At 70.6% G+C, this 19,170-nt stretch carries 19 protein-coding genes; 14 read left to right on the top strand and 5 right to left on the bottom strand.

The genetic code is table 11. The features are described from left to right. The first annotated feature begins 78 nt into the window (after positions 1-78). Positions 79-1,533 carry an L-fucose/L-arabinose isomerase family protein gene (locus FOJ82_RS15390; RefSeq protein WP_143939376.1) on the top strand — a complete coding sequence of 485 codons (1,455 nt, stop codon included), beginning with the start codon at positions 79-81 and terminating at the stop codon, positions 1,531-1,533. On the opposite strand, the gene FOJ82_RS15395 is transcribed toward FOJ82_RS15390, so the two are convergent. Further along, a complete protein-coding gene (locus tag FOJ82_RS15395) occupies positions 1,480-4,089 on the bottom strand; it encodes a family 78 glycoside hydrolase catalytic domain (protein WP_143939377.1) in 2,610 nt (869 codons plus the stop codon). The genes FOJ82_RS15390 and FOJ82_RS15395 overlap by 54 nt on opposite strands. A 100-nt stretch (positions 4,090-4,189) precedes the next feature. Between FOJ82_RS15395 and FOJ82_RS15400 the strand changes: the two genes are divergently transcribed. Together FOJ82_RS15400 and FOJ82_RS15405 are read left to right on the top strand one after the other, a co-directional pair. Then, a complete protein-coding gene (locus FOJ82_RS15400; RefSeq protein ID WP_143939378.1) occupies positions 4,190-4,981 on the top strand; it encodes an IclR family transcriptional regulator in 792 nt (263 codons plus the stop codon). Then, on the top strand, positions 4,974-6,287 hold the full coding sequence (locus FOJ82_RS15405) for an FAD-dependent oxidoreductase (protein ID WP_143939379.1): 1,314 nt from the start codon (positions 4,974-4,976) through the stop codon (positions 6,285-6,287). The genes FOJ82_RS15400 and FOJ82_RS15405 overlap by 8 nt, the downstream gene beginning before the upstream one ends. On the opposite strand, the gene FOJ82_RS15410 is transcribed toward FOJ82_RS15405, so the two are convergent. Continuing rightward, positions 6,271-7,170, bottom strand: coding sequence for a metallophosphoesterase (locus tag FOJ82_RS15410; RefSeq protein ID WP_246099919.1), 900 nt, complete (start codon positions 7,168-7,170; stop codon positions 6,271-6,273). The genes FOJ82_RS15405 and FOJ82_RS15410 overlap by 17 nt on opposite strands. A 1-nt stretch (position 7,171) precedes the next feature. Then, the gene (locus tag FOJ82_RS15415; protein ID WP_246099920.1) at positions 7,172-9,619 is read right to left on the bottom strand and encodes a transglycosylase domain-containing protein; all 2,448 of its coding nucleotides are present in this window, start codon (positions 9,617-9,619) and stop codon (positions 7,172-7,174) included. Between the two features lie 185 nt (positions 9,620-9,804). Here FOJ82_RS15415 and FOJ82_RS15420 point away from each other — a divergent pair, with 185 nt between their 5' ends. The 6 genes from FOJ82_RS15420 to FOJ82_RS15445 are packed head-to-tail and all read left to right on the top strand — an operon-like array spanning position 9,805 to position 12,725. Next, on the top strand, positions 9,805-10,089 hold the full coding sequence (locus FOJ82_RS15420) for a WhiB family transcriptional regulator (RefSeq protein WP_143939380.1): 285 nt from the start codon (positions 9,805-9,807) through the stop codon (positions 10,087-10,089). Between the two features lie 55 nt (positions 10,090-10,144). Next, positions 10,145-10,306 (top strand): Sp36 family protein, encoded by a 162-nt coding sequence (sp36, locus tag FOJ82_RS15425; RefSeq protein ID WP_143939381.1) that lies wholly within the window; start codon positions 10,145-10,147, stop codon positions 10,304-10,306. Further along, positions 10,307-10,768: a RidA family protein gene (locus tag FOJ82_RS15430; RefSeq protein WP_143939382.1), complete on the top strand. Its 462-nt coding sequence runs from the start codon at positions 10,307-10,309 to the stop codon at positions 10,766-10,768. A 9-nt stretch (positions 10,769-10,777) separates the two neighbouring features. Beyond that, positions 10,778-11,449: an endonuclease III gene (nth, locus tag FOJ82_RS15435; protein WP_246099921.1), complete on the top strand. Its 672-nt coding sequence runs from the start codon at positions 10,778-10,780 to the stop codon at positions 11,447-11,449. Further along, the gene (locus FOJ82_RS15440) at positions 11,446-12,045 is read left to right on the top strand and encodes a TlpA family protein disulfide reductase (protein ID WP_185975846.1); all 600 of its coding nucleotides are present in this window, start codon (positions 11,446-11,448) and stop codon (positions 12,043-12,045) included. The genes nth and FOJ82_RS15440 overlap by 4 nt, the downstream gene beginning before the upstream one ends. A 50-nt stretch (positions 12,046-12,095) precedes the next feature. Further along, positions 12,096-12,725 carry an NUDIX hydrolase gene (locus tag FOJ82_RS15445; protein ID WP_143939385.1) on the top strand — a complete coding sequence of 210 codons (630 nt, stop codon included), beginning with the start codon at positions 12,096-12,098 and terminating at the stop codon, positions 12,723-12,725. A gap of 18 nt (positions 12,726-12,743) precedes the next feature. Here FOJ82_RS15445 and FOJ82_RS15450 read toward each other — a convergent pair whose 3' ends face one another. Together FOJ82_RS15450 and FOJ82_RS15455 are read right to left on the bottom strand one after the other, a co-directional pair. Beyond that, positions 12,744-13,214, bottom strand: a complete 471-nt coding sequence (locus FOJ82_RS15450; RefSeq protein ID WP_143939386.1) for a phage holin family protein — start codon at positions 13,212-13,214, stop codon at positions 12,744-12,746. 50 nt (positions 13,215-13,264) lie between these two features. Next, positions 13,265-14,011, bottom strand: a complete 747-nt coding sequence (locus FOJ82_RS15455) for a class I SAM-dependent methyltransferase (protein ID WP_143939387.1) — start codon at positions 14,009-14,011, stop codon at positions 13,265-13,267. 94 nt (positions 14,012-14,105) lie between these two features. On the opposite strand from FOJ82_RS15455, the gene ssd reads away from it, so the two are divergent. The 5 genes from ssd to ald all read left to right on the top strand — a co-directional run bounded on the left by ssd (position 14,106) and on the right by ald (position 19,032). Then, positions 14,106-15,125 (top strand): septum site-determining protein Ssd, encoded by a 1,020-nt coding sequence (gene ssd / locus FOJ82_RS15460; protein ID WP_185975847.1) that lies wholly within the window; start codon positions 14,106-14,108, stop codon positions 15,123-15,125. Next, the gene (locus tag FOJ82_RS15465; RefSeq protein ID WP_143939389.1) at positions 15,122-16,270 is read left to right on the top strand and encodes a TadA family conjugal transfer-associated ATPase; all 1,149 of its coding nucleotides are present in this window, start codon (positions 15,122-15,124) and stop codon (positions 16,268-16,270) included. The genes ssd and FOJ82_RS15465 overlap by 4 nt, the downstream gene beginning before the upstream one ends. After that, positions 16,267-17,085 (top strand): type II secretion system F family protein, encoded by an 819-nt coding sequence (locus FOJ82_RS15470; RefSeq protein WP_185975848.1) that lies wholly within the window; start codon positions 16,267-16,269, stop codon positions 17,083-17,085. The genes FOJ82_RS15465 and FOJ82_RS15470 overlap by 4 nt, the downstream gene beginning before the upstream one ends. Further along, positions 17,082-17,822 (top strand): type II secretion system F family protein, encoded by a 741-nt coding sequence (locus tag FOJ82_RS15475; protein ID WP_143939391.1) that lies wholly within the window; start codon positions 17,082-17,084, stop codon positions 17,820-17,822. The genes FOJ82_RS15470 and FOJ82_RS15475 overlap by 4 nt, the downstream gene beginning before the upstream one ends. 97 nt (positions 17,823-17,919) lie before the next feature. Further along, entirely contained in the window at positions 17,920-19,032 is a 1,113-nt protein-coding gene (gene ald, locus FOJ82_RS15480; RefSeq protein ID WP_143939392.1) for an alanine dehydrogenase, read from the top strand. The last annotated feature ends 138 nt before the right edge of the window (positions 19,033-19,170 follow it).

A 19,170-nucleotide genomic window follows, 5' to 3' on the forward strand; every position in this document is an offset into this window, starting at 1 on the left:
CCAGGACGGCTCACCGAGCGCGCCCCCGGTGGAACATCCGCAATTTCAGAACAACCAAGAGACGCAGGAGAAGGAACAATGTTGATCGAACGTCGCAAACCCCTGCCGGCCAAGGTCGGGATCGTGTCAGTGGGACATCACGTCTACTGGGACCAGTTCGACGGTCTGCGGGACGAGATGCTCCGCAAGTCAGCGGTGTTGGCAGGCAAGGTCGCCGGCAACGGCGTCGAGGTGGTGGACTTCGGCCTGGTGGACGAGGCGCAGGGCGCATATGCAGCGCTGCCCCGGATCCGGGCCGCAGATCTGGACCTGTTGATGGTGGACATGGTCACCTACGCCACCTCGTCGACGTTCGGCGCACTGATCCGGTCCCTTGACGTTCCGGTGGTGATGGTGGCGCTGCAACCGCGTTCGGCGCTGGACTACGCGAATGCGACCACGTGGATGCAACTCGCGAACGACGACTTCTGCTCGGTGCCCGAGTTCGCCGCGGTGGCCGTCCGGATGGGCAGGCCTGTGCCGGAGGTGATCTTGGGCACGCTCGAGGGTGATGCGGCGGCGGATGCCGAGATCGCTGAGTGGTGTCGGATCGCGAAGGTCTACCACTCGCTGCGGACGGCTCGGATCGGGCTGATGGGGCACGTCCTGGAGGCGATGCTCGACATGCACACCGACCCCACGGCGCTGACAGCGGCATTCGGCAGTCACGTGGTGTTGTGCGAGCCCGAGGACATCATGCGGCACTGGGCCGACCCTGATCCCGCGGCGGTGGCGGCCAAGGAGCAACAGATCCTGGAGTTCTTCGACACCCCCGCACCTGTCTCCGACCCGATCACCATGAAGCTCACCCAGGCCGACCTCAACACCGCCGCTCGGGCGGCGGTGGCACTCGACGGGTTCATCGCCGAGAAGAACCTCGACGGCCTGGCCTATTACTACGAGGGCCTACCGGGCTCGGAGACCCGCACGGTGATGACCAACCTGACCGTCGGCAACTCACTGCTGCAGGCCGCCGGCTTCCCGATGTGTGGCGAGTTCGACATCAAGACCTGTGTGGCCATGATGGTGATGGACCGGCTCGACATCGGTGGCAGCTTCGCGGAGTTCCACCCGATCGACTTCGATCGCGACGCCGTCCTCGTCGGCCACGACGGACCGCACCACATCAACATCGCCGAGGGGCGTCCGGCGATCCGTTCCCTGAAGAAGTACCACGGCAAGCCCGGCGCGGGTGCGTCGGTGGAGTTCAACATCAAGGAGGGGCCCATCACGATGCTCGGAAACACCCTCACCGCTGACGGGCGCTTCAAGTTCGTGATCGCGGAGGGCGAGTCCCTGCACCTGCCCGTCCCGCCCACCGGGAACACCAACACCCTCGGCCGGTTCGAACCCGACGTCCGTACCTTCCTCAAGCGCTGGGTCCGGGAGGCCCCCACCCACCACTACGCCCTGGGTATCGGGCACCACGCGGCGACCATCTCAAAGGTCGCCGACGTCCTCGGCATCGAATCCGTCGTCGTCCCGACCCACTAGGACACCATCCGCCAGGCGGTGGTGCCCCGAGCCCAGGCGTTCCCGGTGGCCGGAGGGCAGGTTGACGCGTGCCTCGGCGCCCACTGGGACGTCGACCTCGATCTCGAACCCGTTCGGGCCCCGGGACCATCGGACCCGGACGGTGCCGTAAGTCGTCTCCACGGACGCTCGCGCCCAGGCCAGGTCCGGCACCTTCGGGGCGACCTCGAAGACCCGGTGTCCCGGTTCCAACGGGCGGATGCCAGCCACGTCCTGGAACAACCAGTCGTCGACCGTGCCCAGGAAGTAGTGGCCGCGGGATCGTGACTCGAGGGCCCAGTGCTCCCAGGTGGTGGTGGCCCCGTTGGCGAGCCAGAATCCCCAGCTGGGGAAGGTGGTCTGCTGGGCCACCCGGAGTGCGGTCCCTGGGTGGCCGTGTCGGCTGAGCACCGGCAGCAGGTACTTCGTGCCCAGGGCGCCGGTGTTGAGGTGGTGGCCGCGGGCAGCGACGTCGGCCGCGACGGCGTCCGCAACCGCCTGCTGCACGCCGTCGGGCACGAGACCGAACGCCAGCGCGAGCACGTTGTGTGACTGGCGGAAACCCTCCTCGCCAACACCTCGCACCGTGAGGGTGTCGCTGTCCAGGAACGCGACCTGGAACGCTTCCCGAACCAGGGCTGCCAGGCTGCCCAGTTCCCGGGCCACCTCGTCGCGGCCGAGGTGCGCGGCGATTTCCGCCACAGTCGAGAGGATCGCGTGGAGGAACACAGTCGCGGGAACTCGGGGATCCTCAGGCGGGTTCCCGCCGCCGGGAGGGGTCTCGGGCGAGACCCAGTCCCCGAGTGTCGTGGTGGCGATGCCGTCGTCCGAACGGGTGAACTCCAGCCGCGCGTGCCGGACGAGCGTCTCGAAGTGGTCCTGCATGGTGCGCTCGTCGCCCGTGTAGAGGTAGAGCCACCAGGCGAGGAGCGGCATGGCGGCATTCCACGTGGGCGTCGGGCCCCAGTCGAACGACCAGCCACCGTGTGGTGCGATCACCTTCGGCAGGCCCGTCCCACGCGTGGTGGCGACGATGTCGGCCACCCACTTCGCCAGGAGCTCGTGCGCGTCGAAGTTCGTCAGCATGAGTTCGGCGGCCACCATGCCGTCCCCGGTCCAGCCGTTCTTCTCGAAGGTGGGGGTGTCGGTGGGTATCCCGTGCAGGTTGTTGAGGACCGTGTCGACAATGATCCGGTGGATGTCCTCGAGGATCGGGCTGGAGCAGTGGAACTCACCTGTTCTCGCCACCGAGGTGTGCACGCACTCGGCCACGATGTCTGCGGCGGTGGGCGGCGTGCCCTCCGGCCACCCGGACAGCTCGACGTAGCGGAATCCGTAGTACGTGAACCTGGGAGCCCAGGACTGCCGCTCGGACGCGGGTGTGAATCTCACCTCGCACGTCTGGAACCGACCGTCGTAGTAGTCGTGGGGGTCGTCGTTGTCCGCGCTGCCGTCAGGTCGGAGCGTCTCCGCGTACGCCACCCGAATCGTCGCGGCCGTCGAAGGCGGCGGGGAGAACCTCACCCAGCCGGCCACGACACGTGGGAACTCCACCAGGTACCGGCCCGGTGCCAGGCGAGTGACCGCGACCGGATCCAGGACAGACGTGACCTCGATCGGTGGCTGGCGCTGGTGGACCAACCTGCCCCGGGGCCCCTCCACGGCGGCTGCATTCGAGCCTTGCGCGTCAGGGCGGCTGTGGGCCGCCGCGATGCTGAAGTCGAACGACTCACCCGCATAGAGATCGTCGAACTCGGTCCCCGAGTCCGCGACCAGCCAGTCCTCGTTCGTTCCGATGACGGTGCGGCCACCGTCGTCATGGCGCACCACCAGGAGCGCCCGGAGGCACGGCTCACCGTGCCAAGGCGCCCGCTCCCAGCCCCAGGTGTTTCGGTGGGGGATCCCGTAGAAGCCGCGTCCGAGTTCGGCCCGGATCGTGTTGCGGCCGGTGTGGAGGAGGTGTGCCACCTCGGTGGCGTCGTACTGCACGACGGATTCGTAGTCTGTGAACCCCGGGGCGAGCACGCCACGGGCGGGGGATGTGCCGTTGATCCGGACGTCGGCCAGTCCTCCGGCGGCAACGAAGAGTTGTGCGCTCACGATCGGGCGGCCCAGATCGAACTCGGTCTGCAGCAGTGGGGCGGGAAGGTGCACGGGTGCGCCGTCGCGGTGGCGAGCGATCCATCGGGAGCCGCTCCAGTCCCTCTCGGTGAGGAGACCAGTTCGGAACGTCGACCAGGAACTGGTCGTGCCCGCGTTGGTATCGCAGACGAGGTCCCACCGGTACCGGGTGTTGGATTCGAGCGCCGGCCCTGCGTAGTCCACCCAGCGAGCATCGCGTGAGGTGATCCTCCCGCTGGCCCAGACCTCGTCGGCGACCGCTGTGACGTCGCACACCCTCCGGACCCTGACCTGGAATGAGAGTTGTTGGACACCCGCAGCGTCCGAAGTCACGATCCACGAGAACCGCGGGCTGGCGACGTCGATGCCCACAGGCTCGTCCTTCGCCTCGACCCGCAACCTGCCGACCGCGACCATGCGCCCCCCTGTGTGGGTTGTTGACAGCGGCTGGGCGCCGGTGCCATCGTGAACAATACCGAACTCACTTCGGGAATGTCGAACGACCAGGAGTCCAGTGGTGTCCCAACCAGCAGATGCCGCCGATGTGAGGCGCAGTCCGATCCAGAGTATCGACCGAGCCACCGACCTGCTGGGCGTGATCGCCGCGGCTGGTCCGGCCGGGATCGCACTCACGCCGCTCGCGTCGGAGGTCGGCCTGCGCGGATCGACGGCACGGACCCTTCTGAGCGCCCTCGTCATGAACGGGCTCGTCGGTCAGGTGGGGCAGGGGCGGCGCTACGTCCTCGGGCCCCGCCTGTTCGAACTCAACCGTGTCCACCAGTTGCAGCACGACCTCGCCTCGGTGGCGGCTCCTGTGCTGCGAGGGCTGTGGGAGCGGACCGACGAGACAGTCCATCTCGCGACGCTCCAGAACGGCCGCAGGGCGGATCTCGCCGTCCTGGTCAGCCGCCAGCTCCTCGGTGTCAACCCGACCAACATGGGAGCGGTCGACGATCCGGTGGGTGCTCTCGGCAGGACCGCCGCTGGCAAGGTGCTGTTGGCGGGGCTGGACGCCGTCGAGCTGGGCCGTCTGTTCCCGGAGGAGGACGCGGGGGCGCTGGAGGCGGAGCTCTCCCTGGTCCGGGACGCGGGGCACGCGGTCAACGTGGAGGAGGAGGTGCGGGGGGTCTGCGGCGTTGCCGCGCCGGTGCTGGACCCGGGCGGGACAGTGGTCGGGGCGGTGTGCATCGGTTACCCGTCGGCGCGGCGGAGCCCGAACCGGGAGAGAGAACTTGTGGCGGCCGTTGTTGCGGCCGCGGCCGAGGTGTCCGGCCTGATCGGCGGCGCACCGGGAGGCGACGATGCGTGAGCAGGCTGTGGAGGACGTCGACGTCCTCGTCGTCGGAGGTGGTGCGGCGGGCACGTGTGCCGCCATCCAGTCGGCGGCCTCGGGGGCCGGCACGATGCTGGTCGAGAAGAACGGTGCGCTCGGCGGTACGACCACGGTGGCAGGTGTCGCCCTGCCCGGGCTCTTCCACGCCTGGGGCAGGCAGGTGATCGCCGGGATCGGTTGGGATCTCGTCTGCCGAGCGGTGGACCTGGCCGGAGCCCGGCTGCCGGACTTCACCGACTGGCGCCAGCCCCACTACAGGCTCCAGGTCCCCGTCAGCGCCCCGCTGTACGCGGCAGTCCTGGACGAGGCAGTCCTGGGCGCAGGCGTCGACCTCAGGCTGCACACCATGGTCGGCGCCGTCGAGTCGGTCGCGGACGGCTGGTCGGTGACCCTGTGCGACAAGGAAGGGCTCCGCACCGTGCGTGCGCGTCGCATCGTGGACTGCACCGGCGATGCAGACGTGGTGGCACTGGCGGGTCTGACCCGCCTCCGCAATCCCGCGCTCCAACCCGGCACGCTGATGGTGCGGCTCGGTGGTTACCGGATGGAGGACCTCGACGTCGCGGCACTCGACGAGGCACACCGCCGCGCGGTGGCGGCGGGGGACCTCCTGCCGGCGGACCTGTCCATGAGTGAGCGCCCCATGGCGCGGTTCCTCCGCAGCAGGGGGGAGAACACCATCCACGTGACCGACGTGGACGGGGGCACCAGCCGCACGCGGACCGCCGCAGAGGTGGCTGCAAGGCGGACGCTGCTGCGCATTCACCAGTTCCTGCGCCGGCAGCCTGGCCTGGAATCGGTGACGATCGACTCGTGGGCCGTCGAGTGTGGCATCCGCGAGACCTTCACCATCGACGGTCTGGCCAGGATCACGGCCCAGGACTACGCGACGGGGAGGCACTGGGAGGACGCGGTCTGCAACAGCTTCTACCCGATCGACGTCCACAGCCCCGACGGGGACGGCATCACGATCCGGCCACTGGAGTTCGGGACCGTGCCCACCATCCCCAGATCAGCCATGGTCCCGAAGGGGTCACGCCACATGATGGTGGCTGGGCGATCGGTGTCAGGGGACCAGGAGGCGAACTCTGCCTACCGGGTGCAGGCCTCCTGCATGGCGATGGGGCAGGCGGCCGGCGCCAATGCTGCGTTGGCGGCAGCCGCAGGCTGCGACATCACGGAGGTACCCGTTGTCGAGGTCCACCGAGAGGTGCGGGCCTTGGGTGCCATCGTCCCGGGCGGGACCGGACCCGTGGATGGTGAGGTCAGCGTCGGGCGGTGAGCGTGAGCAGGGTCACCTCGGGTCGGCAGGCGAACCGGTACGGCGCGTACGGTGAGGTGCCGAGGCCTGCGGAGACATGCAGGCTGGCGGTCCGGCCGCCGGCGGTGTGGCGGCTGAGGCCCTTCACGCGGCCGGTGTCGAGGTCGCAGTTGGTCACCAGCGCACCGAGACCGGGCACGCAGACCTGTCCGCCGTGGGTGTGTCCGGCCATGATCAGGTCCATGCCGTCGGCGGTCATGGCGTCCAGCAGCCGCAGGTACGGGGCGTGGGTGACGCCGATGTTGAGGTCGGCGTCGGGATCGGCGGGCCCAGCCACCCTGGAGTAGTCGTCACGGTCGAGGTGGGCGTCGTCGGTGCCGCGGAACGCCACCCGGTAGCCCGCCACCTCGATGGTGGTGCGACGGTGCGTGAGGTCCTCCCAGCCGTGGCGCACCATCCGCTCCCGCAGGTGCTCGGTCGGGAGCCTGGTGGGTTCTGCCTGGACGTGGGAGCGGCCCTTGGCCAGGTAGAGCAAAGGGTTCTTGGGCTCGGGCGCGTAGTAGTCGTTGCTGCCGAACACGAACACCCCGGGCACGAACCGCAGCCGGTTCCAGGACGCCATCAGGGGGAAGATCGCGTCGGCCTCGGCGATGTTGTCGCCGGTGTTGACCACGAGGTCCGGTTCCAGCGCGGACAACTTGCGGAGGAAGTCCAGCTTCAGGTGCTGCCGGGTGGTCAGGTGGATGTCGGAGACGTGCAGGATGCGCAGGTCCCGGCCCCCCGCAGGCAGGACCGGCAGGGTGGCGCGGCGGACCGTGAACATGGCGGACTCGGCCAGGCCCCAGGTGAAGCACCCTGCTGCGGCCGCGGCCAAGACTCCGACGCCCTTGGCGAGGCGCCCCACGTCAGTCGTCGCCCTCGTCGCCGGGGGGAGTGTTGCCGGGCGGGTTGCTGTTGCCCGGCGGGTTGCTGTTGCTCGGCGGCGCCTGGGGCGGTGTGGAGGCCGGCGGCGGGGCGGGCGGGTCCGGCTCGGGCTCCGGCTCCGGCTCCGGCTCCGGACCCGCGGAGACCCGCAGTGCGACGGTGGAGAACTTCGTCGCCTCGCCACGCGGCCATGTGCCCAGGAACGTGCCTTCGCGCCGGTCGCTGAAGACGCGGTGGCGCACCGTGTTGAAGCCGGCGGCCTCGACGGCGGCCTTCGCCTCGTTGTAGCCCATGCCGGAGGTGTCGGGGATCGGGACCTTCACGCCCTCGAGGATCTCCTTGGTCGGGTCGGTGAACGCCGTGGGGGCGGTGCCCGCGAGCGCGGAGCCCATGGCCGCCTTCCAGATGAGGCCGGCGTCGCCGCCGCCGCTGCCGGCCAGGCGGCCGCCGTTGGTGAGGGGGACCGACGTGATGCGCTTGTTGCTGCGGCCCTCCCAGTAGGGGGAGCCGTTGTCGGCGGCGATCATCGCCACGCCCGCCATGTCGGGGGTGTAGCCGGCGAACCAGACGGCCTCGGCGTCGTTGGTGGTTCCGGTCTTGCCGGCCTGCGGGCGGCCGTCTGACATCCGGGCGGGGCGACCGGTTCCGGAGGTCATGACCGACTCGAGGATGTAGGTGACGCCGTCGGCCACGGCAGGCTCGACGACCTGCTCGCAGTTGGCGCTCGGGACCTCGAGTTCGGTGCCGTCCTGGGTGGCGACGGACTGCAGGATGATCGGTTCGCAGTGGATGCCGCGGTTGGCGAACGTGGCGTAGGCCTCGGCCATCGACAGCGGCGTGATGTAGGCGGTACCGAGCGTGAACGACGGCGTGCCGCCGAAGTTCTCGACCAGTTCCAGGCCGCGGTCGGCCAGTTCGACGCCGACCCGGTCGGCGAGCTGCACGGTCGCGCAGACACCGACGTCGCGGATCAGCTGGACGAAGTAGGTGTTGACGGAGTCCTCGGCAGCCTTGACCATGTCGATGTTGCCGTAGCCGCGGTTGTAGTTCGCGGGACGCCAGGGCTCGCCGGAGAGCTTGACGTTGCCGTTGCACGTCTTCCAGGTCCAGTCGCCCGTGTCGATCCGCGCGGGGGCGTTGTACTCGTGGCTGGGCGTCATGCCGAGCTCCAGTGCGGCCGCCATCGTGAACGACTTGAACGTCGAGCCGGCCTGGAAGCCGTTGTAGCCGCCCATCTCCTCGCCGACCATGTAGTTGTACCAGGTCTGACCGGGGTCGGTACCGCGATCGGGCCTGCTCTGCGCCATGGCCACGATCAGGCCGGTGCTGGGCTGCAGCAGGACGGTGCCGGCGATAAGGGGGTCCACCGCCGCCACCTGCTGGACGGCGGCCGCCTCGGCCGCGCGCTGCGAGTCGGGATCGATCAGGGTGTGGATGGTGAGGCCGCCGCGGTTGAGCATGTTCTCGCGCTGCTCGACGGACTCACCCAGGCTCGGCATCTTCCCGGACGTGACTAGCTCGTGGAACACGTAGTCACACAGGTGCGGGAACTCGGAGCTGACGCAGCCGTTGGGGATGCGCTTGATCGTGGCCGGGTCGAACGCGACGGCCTTCGCGGCGTCGCGGTCCGCCTCGGAGATGATCCCCAGGTCCGCCATGCGGCTGAGCACGAAGTCGCGGCGCTCGATCGTGAGCTCGAGGTTGCGGGCGGGGTCGTACTGCACGGGGTTCTGCACGATGCCGGCGAGCATCGCGGCCTCGGGCAGGGTCAGCTCTGCAGCCGTCTTGCCCCAGTAGGTGTGGGCCGCTGCCTCGACGCCGTAGGCGCCCGAACCGTAGTAGGCGATGTTCAGGTAGCCCTCGAGGATCTCGTCCTTGGTCATCCGCTCCTCGATGGCCATGGCATAGCGCATCTCGCGGATCTTGCGGTCGATGGTGGTCTCGGTCGCGGCCAGGATGGCCTCCTCGTCGCCCGCCTGGACGGCGGCCTCGACCTGCACCAGCTTCACGTACTGCTGGGTGAGGGTCGAGGCGCCCTGGGTGTCGCCGGAGGCGGTTCGGAAGAAGGCGCGGACGAGGCCCTGGAGGTCCAGGGCGCCGTGCTCGTAGAAGCGGTGGTCCTCGATGGCGATCTGCGCGTCCTGCATCACGGGGGCGATCTTGTCCAGCGGGACGTAGATGCGGTTCTCGTCGTAGAAGGTTGCCAGCGTGGTGCCGTCGGCCATGAGGATCTTGGAGCGCTCGGACTGCGGCGGCGTCTCAAGCTCTGCCGGCAGGTACTGGAGGCTGTCGGCGGCCGCCCGGGTGGCGCCGCCCGCGAGTGCCGTGAGCGGCACCGCCAGTCCGGCGAGCAGGAGACCTGCAAGCACACTGACGGCGACGAACATGATCATCGCGTAGGCCTTCTGGCTCAACGAGGCAGACTTCATGGCGGCAATTCTACGCGACCATCGCCGACGGGCCGCATCGTGGGCGGCGCGCCGGGGCCGTGCGTCGCCGCCAACTCTGCCCTGACCGGCGGTGAAGCTCAGGTTCAGCCCCCCTGTTGCACTGGTACCGGAATGCGCTAGCGTCATGGCATACGAAGAACCAATGCGCAAAGGAGGGCACGGGGATGTCGTTGGCTGAGGTCAGTGAATGGACCCTGCAGGCTAAGTGCCGCGATATGGCGGATGCACTTTTCCCTGAGGGCAAGGACCAGAAACGAGCACGCACGGTTTGCATGGGGTGTCCCGTCAGGTCGGAGTGCCTCGCCGAGGCGTTGGACAATCGGATCGAGTGGGGGGTGTGGGGAGGGATGACCGAGCGCGAGCGCCGGCACCTGCTGCGCACCCGACCGGACATCCAGTCCTGGCGCGAGGTGCTCGTCGAGTTCGGCGAGAACGTGAAGGCGAGCTGAGTCTCACCCTTCGTTCCCGTTTGGCCGAAGGATTGGCCGGTGGCAGGCTGTAGCCATGCAGAAATGGGAGTACTTCACCGCACCGATCCTGTCCCACGTGGCGCAGCAGATCCTGAACAACTTCGGCTCCGAGGGCTGGGAGCTCGTCCAGGTGGCGCCCGGACCCAACCCCGACACGCTGGTCGGGTACTTCAAGCGGCCCGTCCAGGAGGGGTGAATGCTCTCCGCGTCCGAACAACTGGAGCGGCTCGGACTGACCCTCCCGGAGGTCGCCGCCCCGATCGCGTCGTACGTACCGGCGCGCATCGCCGCCGGTCTGGCCTACACGTCGGGGCAGCTTCCGCTGGTCGGTGGGCGCCTGCTCGCCACCGGACAGGTGGGTGACGAGGTCACCCTCGACGACGGCATCGCCGCGGCCGAAGCGGCCATGCTGAACGCACTCGCCGCCGTCGCCGACAAGCTGGGCGGCATCGACCAGGTCACGAGCATCCACCGCGTCGTGGTCTACGTCTCCAGTGCCCCCGGCTTCATAGACCAGGCCAAGGTCGCCAACGGTGCCTCGGACCTGCTCGTCGAGGTTTTCGGCCCCGGCCGCGGGTCCCACGTCCGCAGCGCCGTCGGCGTCGCCTCCCTGCCCCTCGACGCGCCCGTCGAGGTGGAACTGGTGGTCGAGCTGTAGATGGTCGCCATGGCATCCCCGGAAGAGGTCAACGAGCGGCTCGCCGTGACCTATCCGGGGGCGCGCGCTGAACTCGACTTCACCAACGCTTTCGAACTGCTGGTCGCGACGGTGCTGTCGGCCCAGTCCACCGACCGCCGTGTCAACGCCGTCACGGCCGTCCTCTTCCCCGCCTACCCCGACGCCGCTGCCCTGGCCGGGGCGGACCCGGTTGCCGTGGAGCAGATCATCGGCCCCGTCGGGTTCTTCCGCAACAAGACCAAGGCCATCATCGGGTTGTCCCGCGCCATCGTGGACGAGCACGACGGCGTGGTGCCGGACACGCTCGAGGAACTGGTCAAGCTGCCCGGCGTGGGACGCAAGACCGCGAACGTGGTGCTCGGCAACGCCTTCGACGTACCTGGAATCACCCCCGACACCCATCTGATCAGGCTCGCGAACCGGTTCGGGTGGGTGTCATCCAGGAAGCCTGACGACGTCGAGCGCGCCGTGGGCGAGCTGTTCCCGCCCGAGGAGTGGGTCATGCTGTGCCACCGCGTCATCTGGCACGGGAGACGCTGCTGCCACGCCCGCAACCCTGCCTGCGGGGCGTGCGTCGTCTCCGACCTGTGCCCGAGCTACGGCGAGGGCGAGACCGACCCGGACAAGGCCGCGATGCTGATCCGCGAGCCCCGCGCGTGAGGACTCTCCCCGGGTTCGCAGTCGGCGTCGTCGCCCCGGCCCTGCTGGTTGCCGGGTGCGCCACCACCGGGCCGCAGGAGACCGCGCCGCCGCCGTCGTCAGCGGAACTCCAGCAGCTGCGCGAGGACTTCGCAATCCCGGACTGCCCGGTCACCGCCCCGGACGCCGAGCCCGTCGACAGGGGCCTGCCGCGCACGCAGCTGCCGTGCCTCGGCTCGGACGTCACCGTGAACCTCGCGGGGCTGGAGCGCCGTCCGACGGTGGTGAACTTCTGGGCGCAGTGGTGCGGTCCGTGCCGGGAGGAGGCACCGTTCCTGCGCGACGTCTCGCAGGCCGCCGAAGAGGTCGCGTTCGTCGGGGTCAACTTCGACGACCCGGAGCCCGCCTGGGCGCTCGAGTTCGCAGGGCTGGCCGAGTGGCGCTACCCGCACGTGGCAGACCCGGAGGGGACACTGCGTTCCCAGCTGGGAGTTCCCGGGCTGCCGATGACGCTGTTCGTCGACGAGACGGGCGCGATCGTGGAGCACCACTTCGGGGTGATCGAGTCCGAGGAGGAGCTGGAGGCCGCGATCGCCGAGCACTTCGGCATCTCCTGACCGACGTCGTCGCCGTCCCCGGTTCGCCGGGAGCCTCGTAGGGTGGGGCCGTGACCTACGACTTCTCCGAGCTCGCCGCCTCCCTGCGCGCAGGCGTCGACGCACCCGCGAACTGGGCGGAGCGCGCACCCCAGGGCGTCCGGGCGGCCGCGGTGCTGCTGCTGTTCACCGACGCGCCGGACCCGCGCCTGACGTTCATCGAGCGGGCCTCGACGTTGCGCCGCCACGCCGGGCAGGTCGCGTTCCCCGGCGGGGGCCGCGAGGAGGCCGACGAGTCGTTGATGCACGCGGCGCTGCGGGAGGCCCAGGAGGAGGTGGCGCTGGACCCCTCCCTGGTGGAGGTGCTGGGGCAACTGCCCGTGGCTTGGGTGCCGCGGAGTCGCTACGACGTGACCCCGTTCGTCGGCAGGTGGGACGGATCCGAGCCGCTGCGTGCCGCCGACCCGGCGGAGGTGGAGTGGGTCTTCGACGTGCCCGTCTCTGAGCTCGTGGATCCCGCCAACCGGGTCAGCGGCAGCCATCCGCTCGGGTACCGGGGACCGGCCTGGGTACTCGGGGAGATGTTCATCTGGGGGTTCACCGGCCACCTGCTCGACCTCACCCTGCGGCTCGCGGGCTGGGAGCAGGAATGGGACCAGGAGCGCACCGTCGACATCCCGGAGCGCTTCATGCGGGACTGACTGTCCCGGGCTCCCGGATCAGGCGGAGCGGCGCGGCAGCTCGTCCACGGGTCGGATCTCCACCTGCTTGTCCTTGCGCTTGCCGGTGACCGCGTCGGCCAGTGCGCCCATGGTTGCCCCGGCCTCGGCGATGGTGGCCTCCGGTGCCTTGACCTTCCGGAACTGTGCCGAGCCGATCTTGAACAGGATGAACGCGACCAGCAGGGAGAACACCACGCAGGCGAAGAACCCGATGGTGAAGGCACCCCAGGTGCTGAGGGCTGTGAAGCTGTCGAGGAGCCACCCGATGGTCAGCGCCAGGGCGATGACGAACATCCACACCGCATGGATCGCGAACATCCCGGCACCGCCGAAGAACGCGCCCCCGATGCCCGCGTGCTTGGCCGCCGGGACCAGCTCGGCCTTGGCGAGCTCCTTCTCTCGTTCGACGAACTCGGCGAAGTTCGCGCGGAACTCCTGGAAGGCGTCGCCGTCTTCGGGAATAGCCATCTTTTTCCTTTCGTCGAAACCCAGCCTAGGGCCAAGGCGGCCCCCTCGCGTCAGATCGGGATCCGAACACCGTCCTCGGTGAGGCGCACAGGCGCCGTCATCTCCTCGTGGCTGACCCACGCCCGCAGACACAGCAACTGGAACGGGAGCCGGAGCATCTCGCCCGGCCGGACCGAGGAGGAGAACAACTCCGCCACCTCGGAGTGCAACCGATCGAGCTGCTGCTCGGTCAGGTTCCTCGCCAGCGGCTGGCGAGCCACCAGGTCCTGCAGGTCGGCGAGGGAGACGGGCTGCCAGACGCGGAAGGCGCGCTTCTCGACCTCGGGGAAGTACTTGGAGCCCTCGAGCACGTCCAGGCTCTGGTGCCCGTAGGCCCCCTTCATGGCCATCGGGTCGTAGTGCCGCAGCAGGGCGGCCAGTCGCCGGACCCACGGGACCGAGTCGTCGCGGATGACGTAGGAGGCCGACAGGCAGCCGCCGGGCCGCAGCACCCGGGCGAGTTCGCCCAAGGCGTGCTCGTGGTCCAGCTCATGGAACTTCTGGTGGGTCACCACGACGTCGAACTGGAACGGGTCGGTGGGGATCGCCTCCGGGCGCGCCCAGACGGGGGTGATCGACTCATCAGCGGCCAGCCGTCGGACGACGGTCTCCTCCCAGGCGAGTGCGAACACGGTGTGCCCCTCGTCGCGCAGGCGGCGGGCCATCGCCGCACCGCCGTCGATGGTGAGGCTGCGTGCGCCCGACCACACCGTCAACCAGTTGACGGCGTCGGGGAGGAGAACGTTCTGCTTCGACATGGCTTCCTGGTCCGGGGACGTGTTCCCCCACAGGTTATCCACAACGCAACGGTCCCTGTGACGTTTGGGTGCGCGGGACGACCAGAGTGTGGGTGTGAACCACACCGACACGCGCCCTTCGCGTCCCCTGCTCGCCACCCGTGACCCCGCACTGGTCGAGGCCGTCCTCGCGACGGCGCTCGCGCTCGGTGTGGACGTCGAGGTGGTTCGTGACCGAGACGAACTGCGCAGGAGTTGGGGCACCGCCCCGTTGCGGCTCCTCGGCGCGGACATGGCGGCCAGGGCAGCGGTCCTGGAGCGGTCGGAGAGCACCTATGTGATCGGGTCGGGGGAGATGGACCTGCTGCGCGCCTCAGCACAGCTGCGAGCCCCGGTGCTGGCGCTGCCGCAGGCGACGACGGAACTGGCGGACGTCCTGGCCGGGCACCTGCACGCCGGGGACGGGGCGCAGGCCTTCGCCGTGGTCGGCGGCTCCGGCGGCCTCGGCGCCAGCTCCCTGGTGGTCGGCCTGGCCACCGTGGCGGCGGAGTCCGGGCGGCGCAGTGCCGCCGTCGAGCTGGCCCGCTGCGGCGGTGGGCTGGACCTGCTGTTCGGGGCGGAGATGCGTGTGGGATTGCGATGGGACGAGCTCGGCCACGCCGACGGTCAGCTCGGGGACCTCGACGGGCACCTGCTCGAGTCCGGCGGGGTCGACGTGCTCGCGCTGGACCGGCACAGACCCACCCCGCCCGACGACGCCGCGGTGGCCGCTGTGCTGGGATCGCTGGGCCGCTCGCACGCGGCGGTGTTCGTGGACGCCGACGCGAGTGACGTCGGGGGCCGAAAGCTCCAGGTGCTGCTCGTTGTGGGGGCGGACGTGGCCGCCGTGGCGGCGGCGCGGATGAAGGTCGAGACCTGGGGGTTGGAGTCCGCGCGCGTCGTGGTGCGCAGCGGGCCGGGTCGGACGCTACCGGCGGAGGCCGTCGCGGAATCGCTCGGGATGGGCCTGCTCGGACACGTCCGGCACGACAGGTCGGTGGCCCGGCTCGCACAGGCCGGCAGCAGCGTTGCCTCGTCGCCGGCCCGCCGGTTCCGCAGGGACGTGCGGGCGCTGTGGGAGGGGCTGCGCGGATGATCGACGAGCAACTCGAGGCGCTGCAGAGCCACCTTGGCGCACTGGGTCGAGAGCACACGCCCGCCGACGTCGCCACCGCGATGCGCCGGATCGGCATGGTGGTCACGGACCAGACGATGCTGCACGCGATGGAGGCGGTCCGCCGCAACAGCACGGGCGCCGGGCCGCTGGAGGACCTCGTCCGCGAGCCCGGGGTCTCCGACGTGGTCGTCAACGGGGCCGACGCGGTGTTCGTCGACCGCGGCCGCGGTCTCGAGCCGGCGGCGGTCCGGTTCCTTGACGACGCCCAGGTGCGCCGCCTGGCGGTGCGGCTCGCGGCCTCCGCCGGCAGGCGGCTGGACGACTCCCAACCCTTCGTGGACGGCCGGTTGGCCGACGGCACGCGCCTGCACGCGGTGCTGGCGCCGGTGGCCTCGCCGGGCACGTGCATCTCGCTGCGGATCCCGGGGGGCGCCCGGATGGGCCTGGCGGAGCTTGCGGCGTCCGGCTCGGTCGTGCCGGCGGCCCGTGCCCTGCTGGAGGGGATCGTGGCGGCCAGGCTGCCGTTCCTGGTGAGCGGGGGCACCGGCACCGGCAAGACCACGCTACTGGCCGCGCTGCTGGCGCTGGTCCCCGCGGATGAGCGGATCGTGGTCGTGGAGGACGCCCGCGAGCTGGACCCGGCCCACCCGCACTGCGTGCGCCTGGAGGGCCGCCCGCCCAACACTGAGGGTGTTGGGGCGATCACCCTCACCCAGTTGGTCCGCCAGGCGTTGCGGATGCGTCCGGACCGGGTGGTGCTGGGCGAGGTCCGGGGCGCGGAGCTCTCGGACCTGCTGACCGCGCTCAACACCGGTCACGAGGGCGGCTGCGGCACCATCCACGCCAACTCCATCGCCGACGTGCCGGCCCGCCTGGAGGCCCTCGCCGCGCTCGGTGGGCTGGGGCGCGACGCCTGCCACGCGCAGGTGGCGGCGGCGCTGCGGGTCGGCGTGCACGTGCTCCGGCTGCCGGACGGGCGCAGGCTGGTCTCCGAGATGGGGCTCTTCCGGCGCGACGCCGACGGCCTGGTCCGGATGCTGCCGGCCGCCTCGTTCCACCCGGGCGGGGAGACCAGCTGGCACGCCGGCGGGGCCGAGTTGCGCGCGATGGCAGGGCTACCGTGACCGCCCTTGTGCAGGGCCTGCCCGGCGCGCTGCTGGTGGCGCTCGCCGTCGCCGTGGGCATCGGCCCGCCTGCGGGGAGCCGCCTGGGACGGTTGCGGGCCCGCGTCGACGCCCGCCGAGGCCGTGCCCGGCTGTTCCCCCTGCTGGTGCTGGTCGGGCTCGCGGTGCTCCCGATCGCCTTCGGGTGGCGCGTGCTGGGATGGGTCGTCGCGGCGGGGATCGTGGTCGCGCTGGTGGCGTGGCTCGTCCGGCGACAGGTGCTGGAACGCCGTCGGCGGGTCGCGCGCGACGCGGCGGCCGACGCCGCGCACACACTCGCCCTGCTGCTGCGGGCCGGGCAGATACCCACCGCCGCACTGGCCGAGGCGGCTGCCGACCACCCGTGCCTGGCGCCGGCAGCGGCCACCGTCCGGCTGGGCGGCGACGTGGCGGAGGCGCTGCTCGAGTCGGCGCGGGAGCCCGGCGGGGAGGCGCTCGCGCAGCTGGCGGGGGCCTGGCGTGTCGGTGAGGCCAGCGGCGCCCCCGTCGCGAAGGTGGTGGCGCAGGTCACCGAGACCGTTCGAAGGGAGCAGCAGTTGGCGGACGTGGTGGCCACGGAGCTCTCGGCGGCGCGCACCAGTGGCCGGATCATGGCCACCCTGCCCCTCCTCGCGATCGCGCTGGGGATGGCTGCTGGCGCTGACCCGGTCACCTTCCTGTTCCGGGAGTCCGCGGGCCAGCTGCTGCTCGTCGCGGGCGTGGCGCTGGCGGCGTCCGGGGTGGTCTGGACCGAGCGGATCGCCGCCACCCCGGACGGACGAAGGGGGCGGTCGTGAGCTGGCCGGTGGCGTGCGGGGCACTGCTGGTGATGGCGGCGTGGTTGGCGTTCCCGGAGCCGAACTCCGGGCTCCGCCGGCTGGAGCCCGCCGGGCCGGCTGACGGTGCGGTGGTGCGCCTGCTGGCGGGCAGGTCGGGTGCCCCGCCGCTGAGGCAACGCCTGTGGCTCGGGGTTGGGGCGGGGGCTCTGGTGCTCGCTTTCGACCCGGGACCCGCCCCGCTGGCCGTGGCGGCTGGCGTCTGCGCGGGCGTCGCGTTCGCACTCGGTTGGATGTGGCCGGTGCCCGGTCCGGACCCGTCGGCCAGCCGGCACCTCCCGGGGACGCTCGAACTGCTGGCGTCGTGCCTGGAGGCGGGCGCCTCCATGCGTGCGGCGGTGGAGACGGTCGCGGCGGTGAGCCATGCGTCGACCGCCGGAGTGCTCGAGCGGGTCGCGGGGGAGCTGCGGCTGGGTCGCGCGGAGGCGGACGCGTGGTCTGCGCTCGCGACGGACCCGGTGTGGGGTGCGGTCGCACGGGACGTCGCACGCTCCGCGAGATCGGGCACCTCCCTGGTGGAGGGGTTGCTCGTGCACGCCGAGGACCGGCGACGCCACGCCGAGGCCGAACTGGCCAAGGTGGCGCGCAGCGCGGGGGTGCGTTCGGTGCTGCCGCTGATGGTCTGCTTCCTGCCCGCCTTCGTCCTCGTCGGGGTGGTGCCCACCATCGCTGGACTGCTGCGCAATTTCCTCGGCTGAGGCGCCAGGGGACACGCCCGCGACGAGGGGGAATCCGCTCTGCGTCCAATCGTTCCGGCGTAGGGTTGGCCGGAGGTCAACCGCTGGAAGGGTGAGCATGAGGGTCGGGGTTCCGCGCGAGGTCAAGAACGGCGAGTACCGGGTGGCGCTGACCCCGGCGGGCGCCAACGAGCTGGTGAAGCGGGGCCACCAGGTGGTCGTCGAGGCTGGTGCGGGCGAGGGCTCGGCCATCCGCGACGACGACTACCGGGCAGTGGGCGCCGAGGTCGCGAAGGACGCCGCTGCAGTCTGGGCCGCGGAGCTGGTTTGCAAGGTGAAGGAGCCCGTCGACGAGGAGTTCGAGCACCTGCGCGAGGGTCTGACCCTGTTCACCTACCTGCACCTGGCCGCGGCCCCGGAGCTCACCGACCGTCTACTGGCAACGGGCGTAACCGCCGTCGCCTACGAGACCGTCCAACTGCCCAACCGACAGCTGCCACTGCTGTACCCGATGAGCGAGGTGGCCGGCTGCCTGGCCCCCCAGATCGGGGCCTTCCACCTCACCATGCCGCAGGGCGGGCCCGGCGTCCTGATGGGCGGCATCGGGGGAGTCCCCAACGCGAAGGTGCTGGTGCTCGGAGCGGGGGTCTCCGGACAGAACGCCGCCAGCATCGCCCGCGGCATGGGCGCCGACGTGACCATCCTCGACACGGACCTCGACAAGCTGCGCACCGTCCACTGGCGCTGGGACGGCGCGGTGCGGCAACTGGCCTCCGACGAGCTGACCATCAGGCGGGAGATCGTCGACGCGGACATCGTCGTCGGTTCGGTGCTCATCCCCGGCGGCCGTGCGCCCCGGCTGGTGACCAACGACATGGTCGCCACCATGAAGCCCGGCTCCGTGCTGGTGGACATCGCCATCGACCAGGGCGGCTGCTTCGAGGACTCCCGCCCCACCACCCACGCCGAACCCACGTTCCAGGTCCACGGTTCCACGTTCTACTGCGTCACCAACATGCCCGGGGCGGTGCCCAGCACCTCGACCATCGCCCTCACGAACGCCACGACGCCCTACGTCCTGCAACTGGCGGACCTGGGTTGGCGCGAGGCGATGCGCGCCAGCGCACCGCTCGCGCTGGGGCTCAACGCCCACGCGGGCCAGCTGGCGAACGCGGCCGTGGCCGAGGCGCTCGGCCTGCGCGCGGTGGCATTGGACGACGCCCTGGCCTGAGCGCGCAGCCACAGGGGGGGGTTTACTGGCTCATCACAAAGCGGGGTGTAGTGGGTCCGGCGCGTCGTTGACCGGGTAGGGGTCGAGGCCTCCCGATGATGGAAGTTCTCACACTGCCCATCTGGAAGACCTCGACGT

The organism is Tessaracoccus rhinocerotis, assembly GCF_007197885.1.
Classification (GTDB): Bacteria; Actinomycetota; Actinomycetes; order Propionibacteriales; family Propionibacteriaceae; genus Arachnia; species Arachnia rhinocerotis.

Excerpts from the sequence above, each read along its gene's own strand:
- FOJ82_RS15390 (WP_143939376.1), top strand. The coding sequence starts at position 79 with ATGTTGATCGAACGTCGCAAACCCCTGCCGGCCAAGGTCGGGATCGTG.
- FOJ82_RS15395 (WP_143939377.1), bottom strand. The coding sequence starts at position 4,089 with ATGGTCGCGGTCGGCAGGTTGCGGGTCGAGGCGAAGGACGAGCCTGTG.
- FOJ82_RS15405 (WP_143939379.1), top strand. The coding sequence starts at position 4,974 with ATGCGTGAGCAGGCTGTGGAGGACGTCGACGTCCTCGTCGTCGGAGGT.
- FOJ82_RS15415 (WP_246099920.1), bottom strand. The coding sequence starts at position 9,619 with ATGAAGTCTGCCTCGTTGAGCCAGAAGGCCTACGCGATGATCATGTTC.
- FOJ82_RS15420 (WP_143939380.1), top strand. The coding sequence starts at position 9,805 with ATGTCGTTGGCTGAGGTCAGTGAATGGACCCTGCAGGCTAAGTGCCGC.
- sp36 (WP_143939381.1), top strand. The coding sequence starts at position 10,145 with ATGCAGAAATGGGAGTACTTCACCGCACCGATCCTGTCCCACGTGGCG.
- FOJ82_RS15430 (WP_143939382.1), top strand. The coding sequence starts at position 10,307 with ATGCTCTCCGCGTCCGAACAACTGGAGCGGCTCGGACTGACCCTCCCG.
- nth (WP_246099921.1), top strand. The coding sequence starts at position 10,778 with ATGGCATCCCCGGAAGAGGTCAACGAGCGGCTCGCCGTGACCTATCCG.
- FOJ82_RS15450 (WP_143939386.1), bottom strand. The coding sequence starts at position 13,214 with ATGGCTATTCCCGAAGACGGCGACGCCTTCCAGGAGTTCCGCGCGAAC.
- FOJ82_RS15455 (WP_143939387.1), bottom strand. The coding sequence starts at position 14,011 with ATGTCGAAGCAGAACGTTCTCCTCCCCGACGCCGTCAACTGGTTGACG.
- FOJ82_RS15465 (WP_143939389.1), top strand. The coding sequence starts at position 15,122 with ATGATCGACGAGCAACTCGAGGCGCTGCAGAGCCACCTTGGCGCACTG.
- ald (WP_143939392.1), top strand. The coding sequence starts at position 17,920 with ATGAGGGTCGGGGTTCCGCGCGAGGTCAAGAACGGCGAGTACCGGGTG.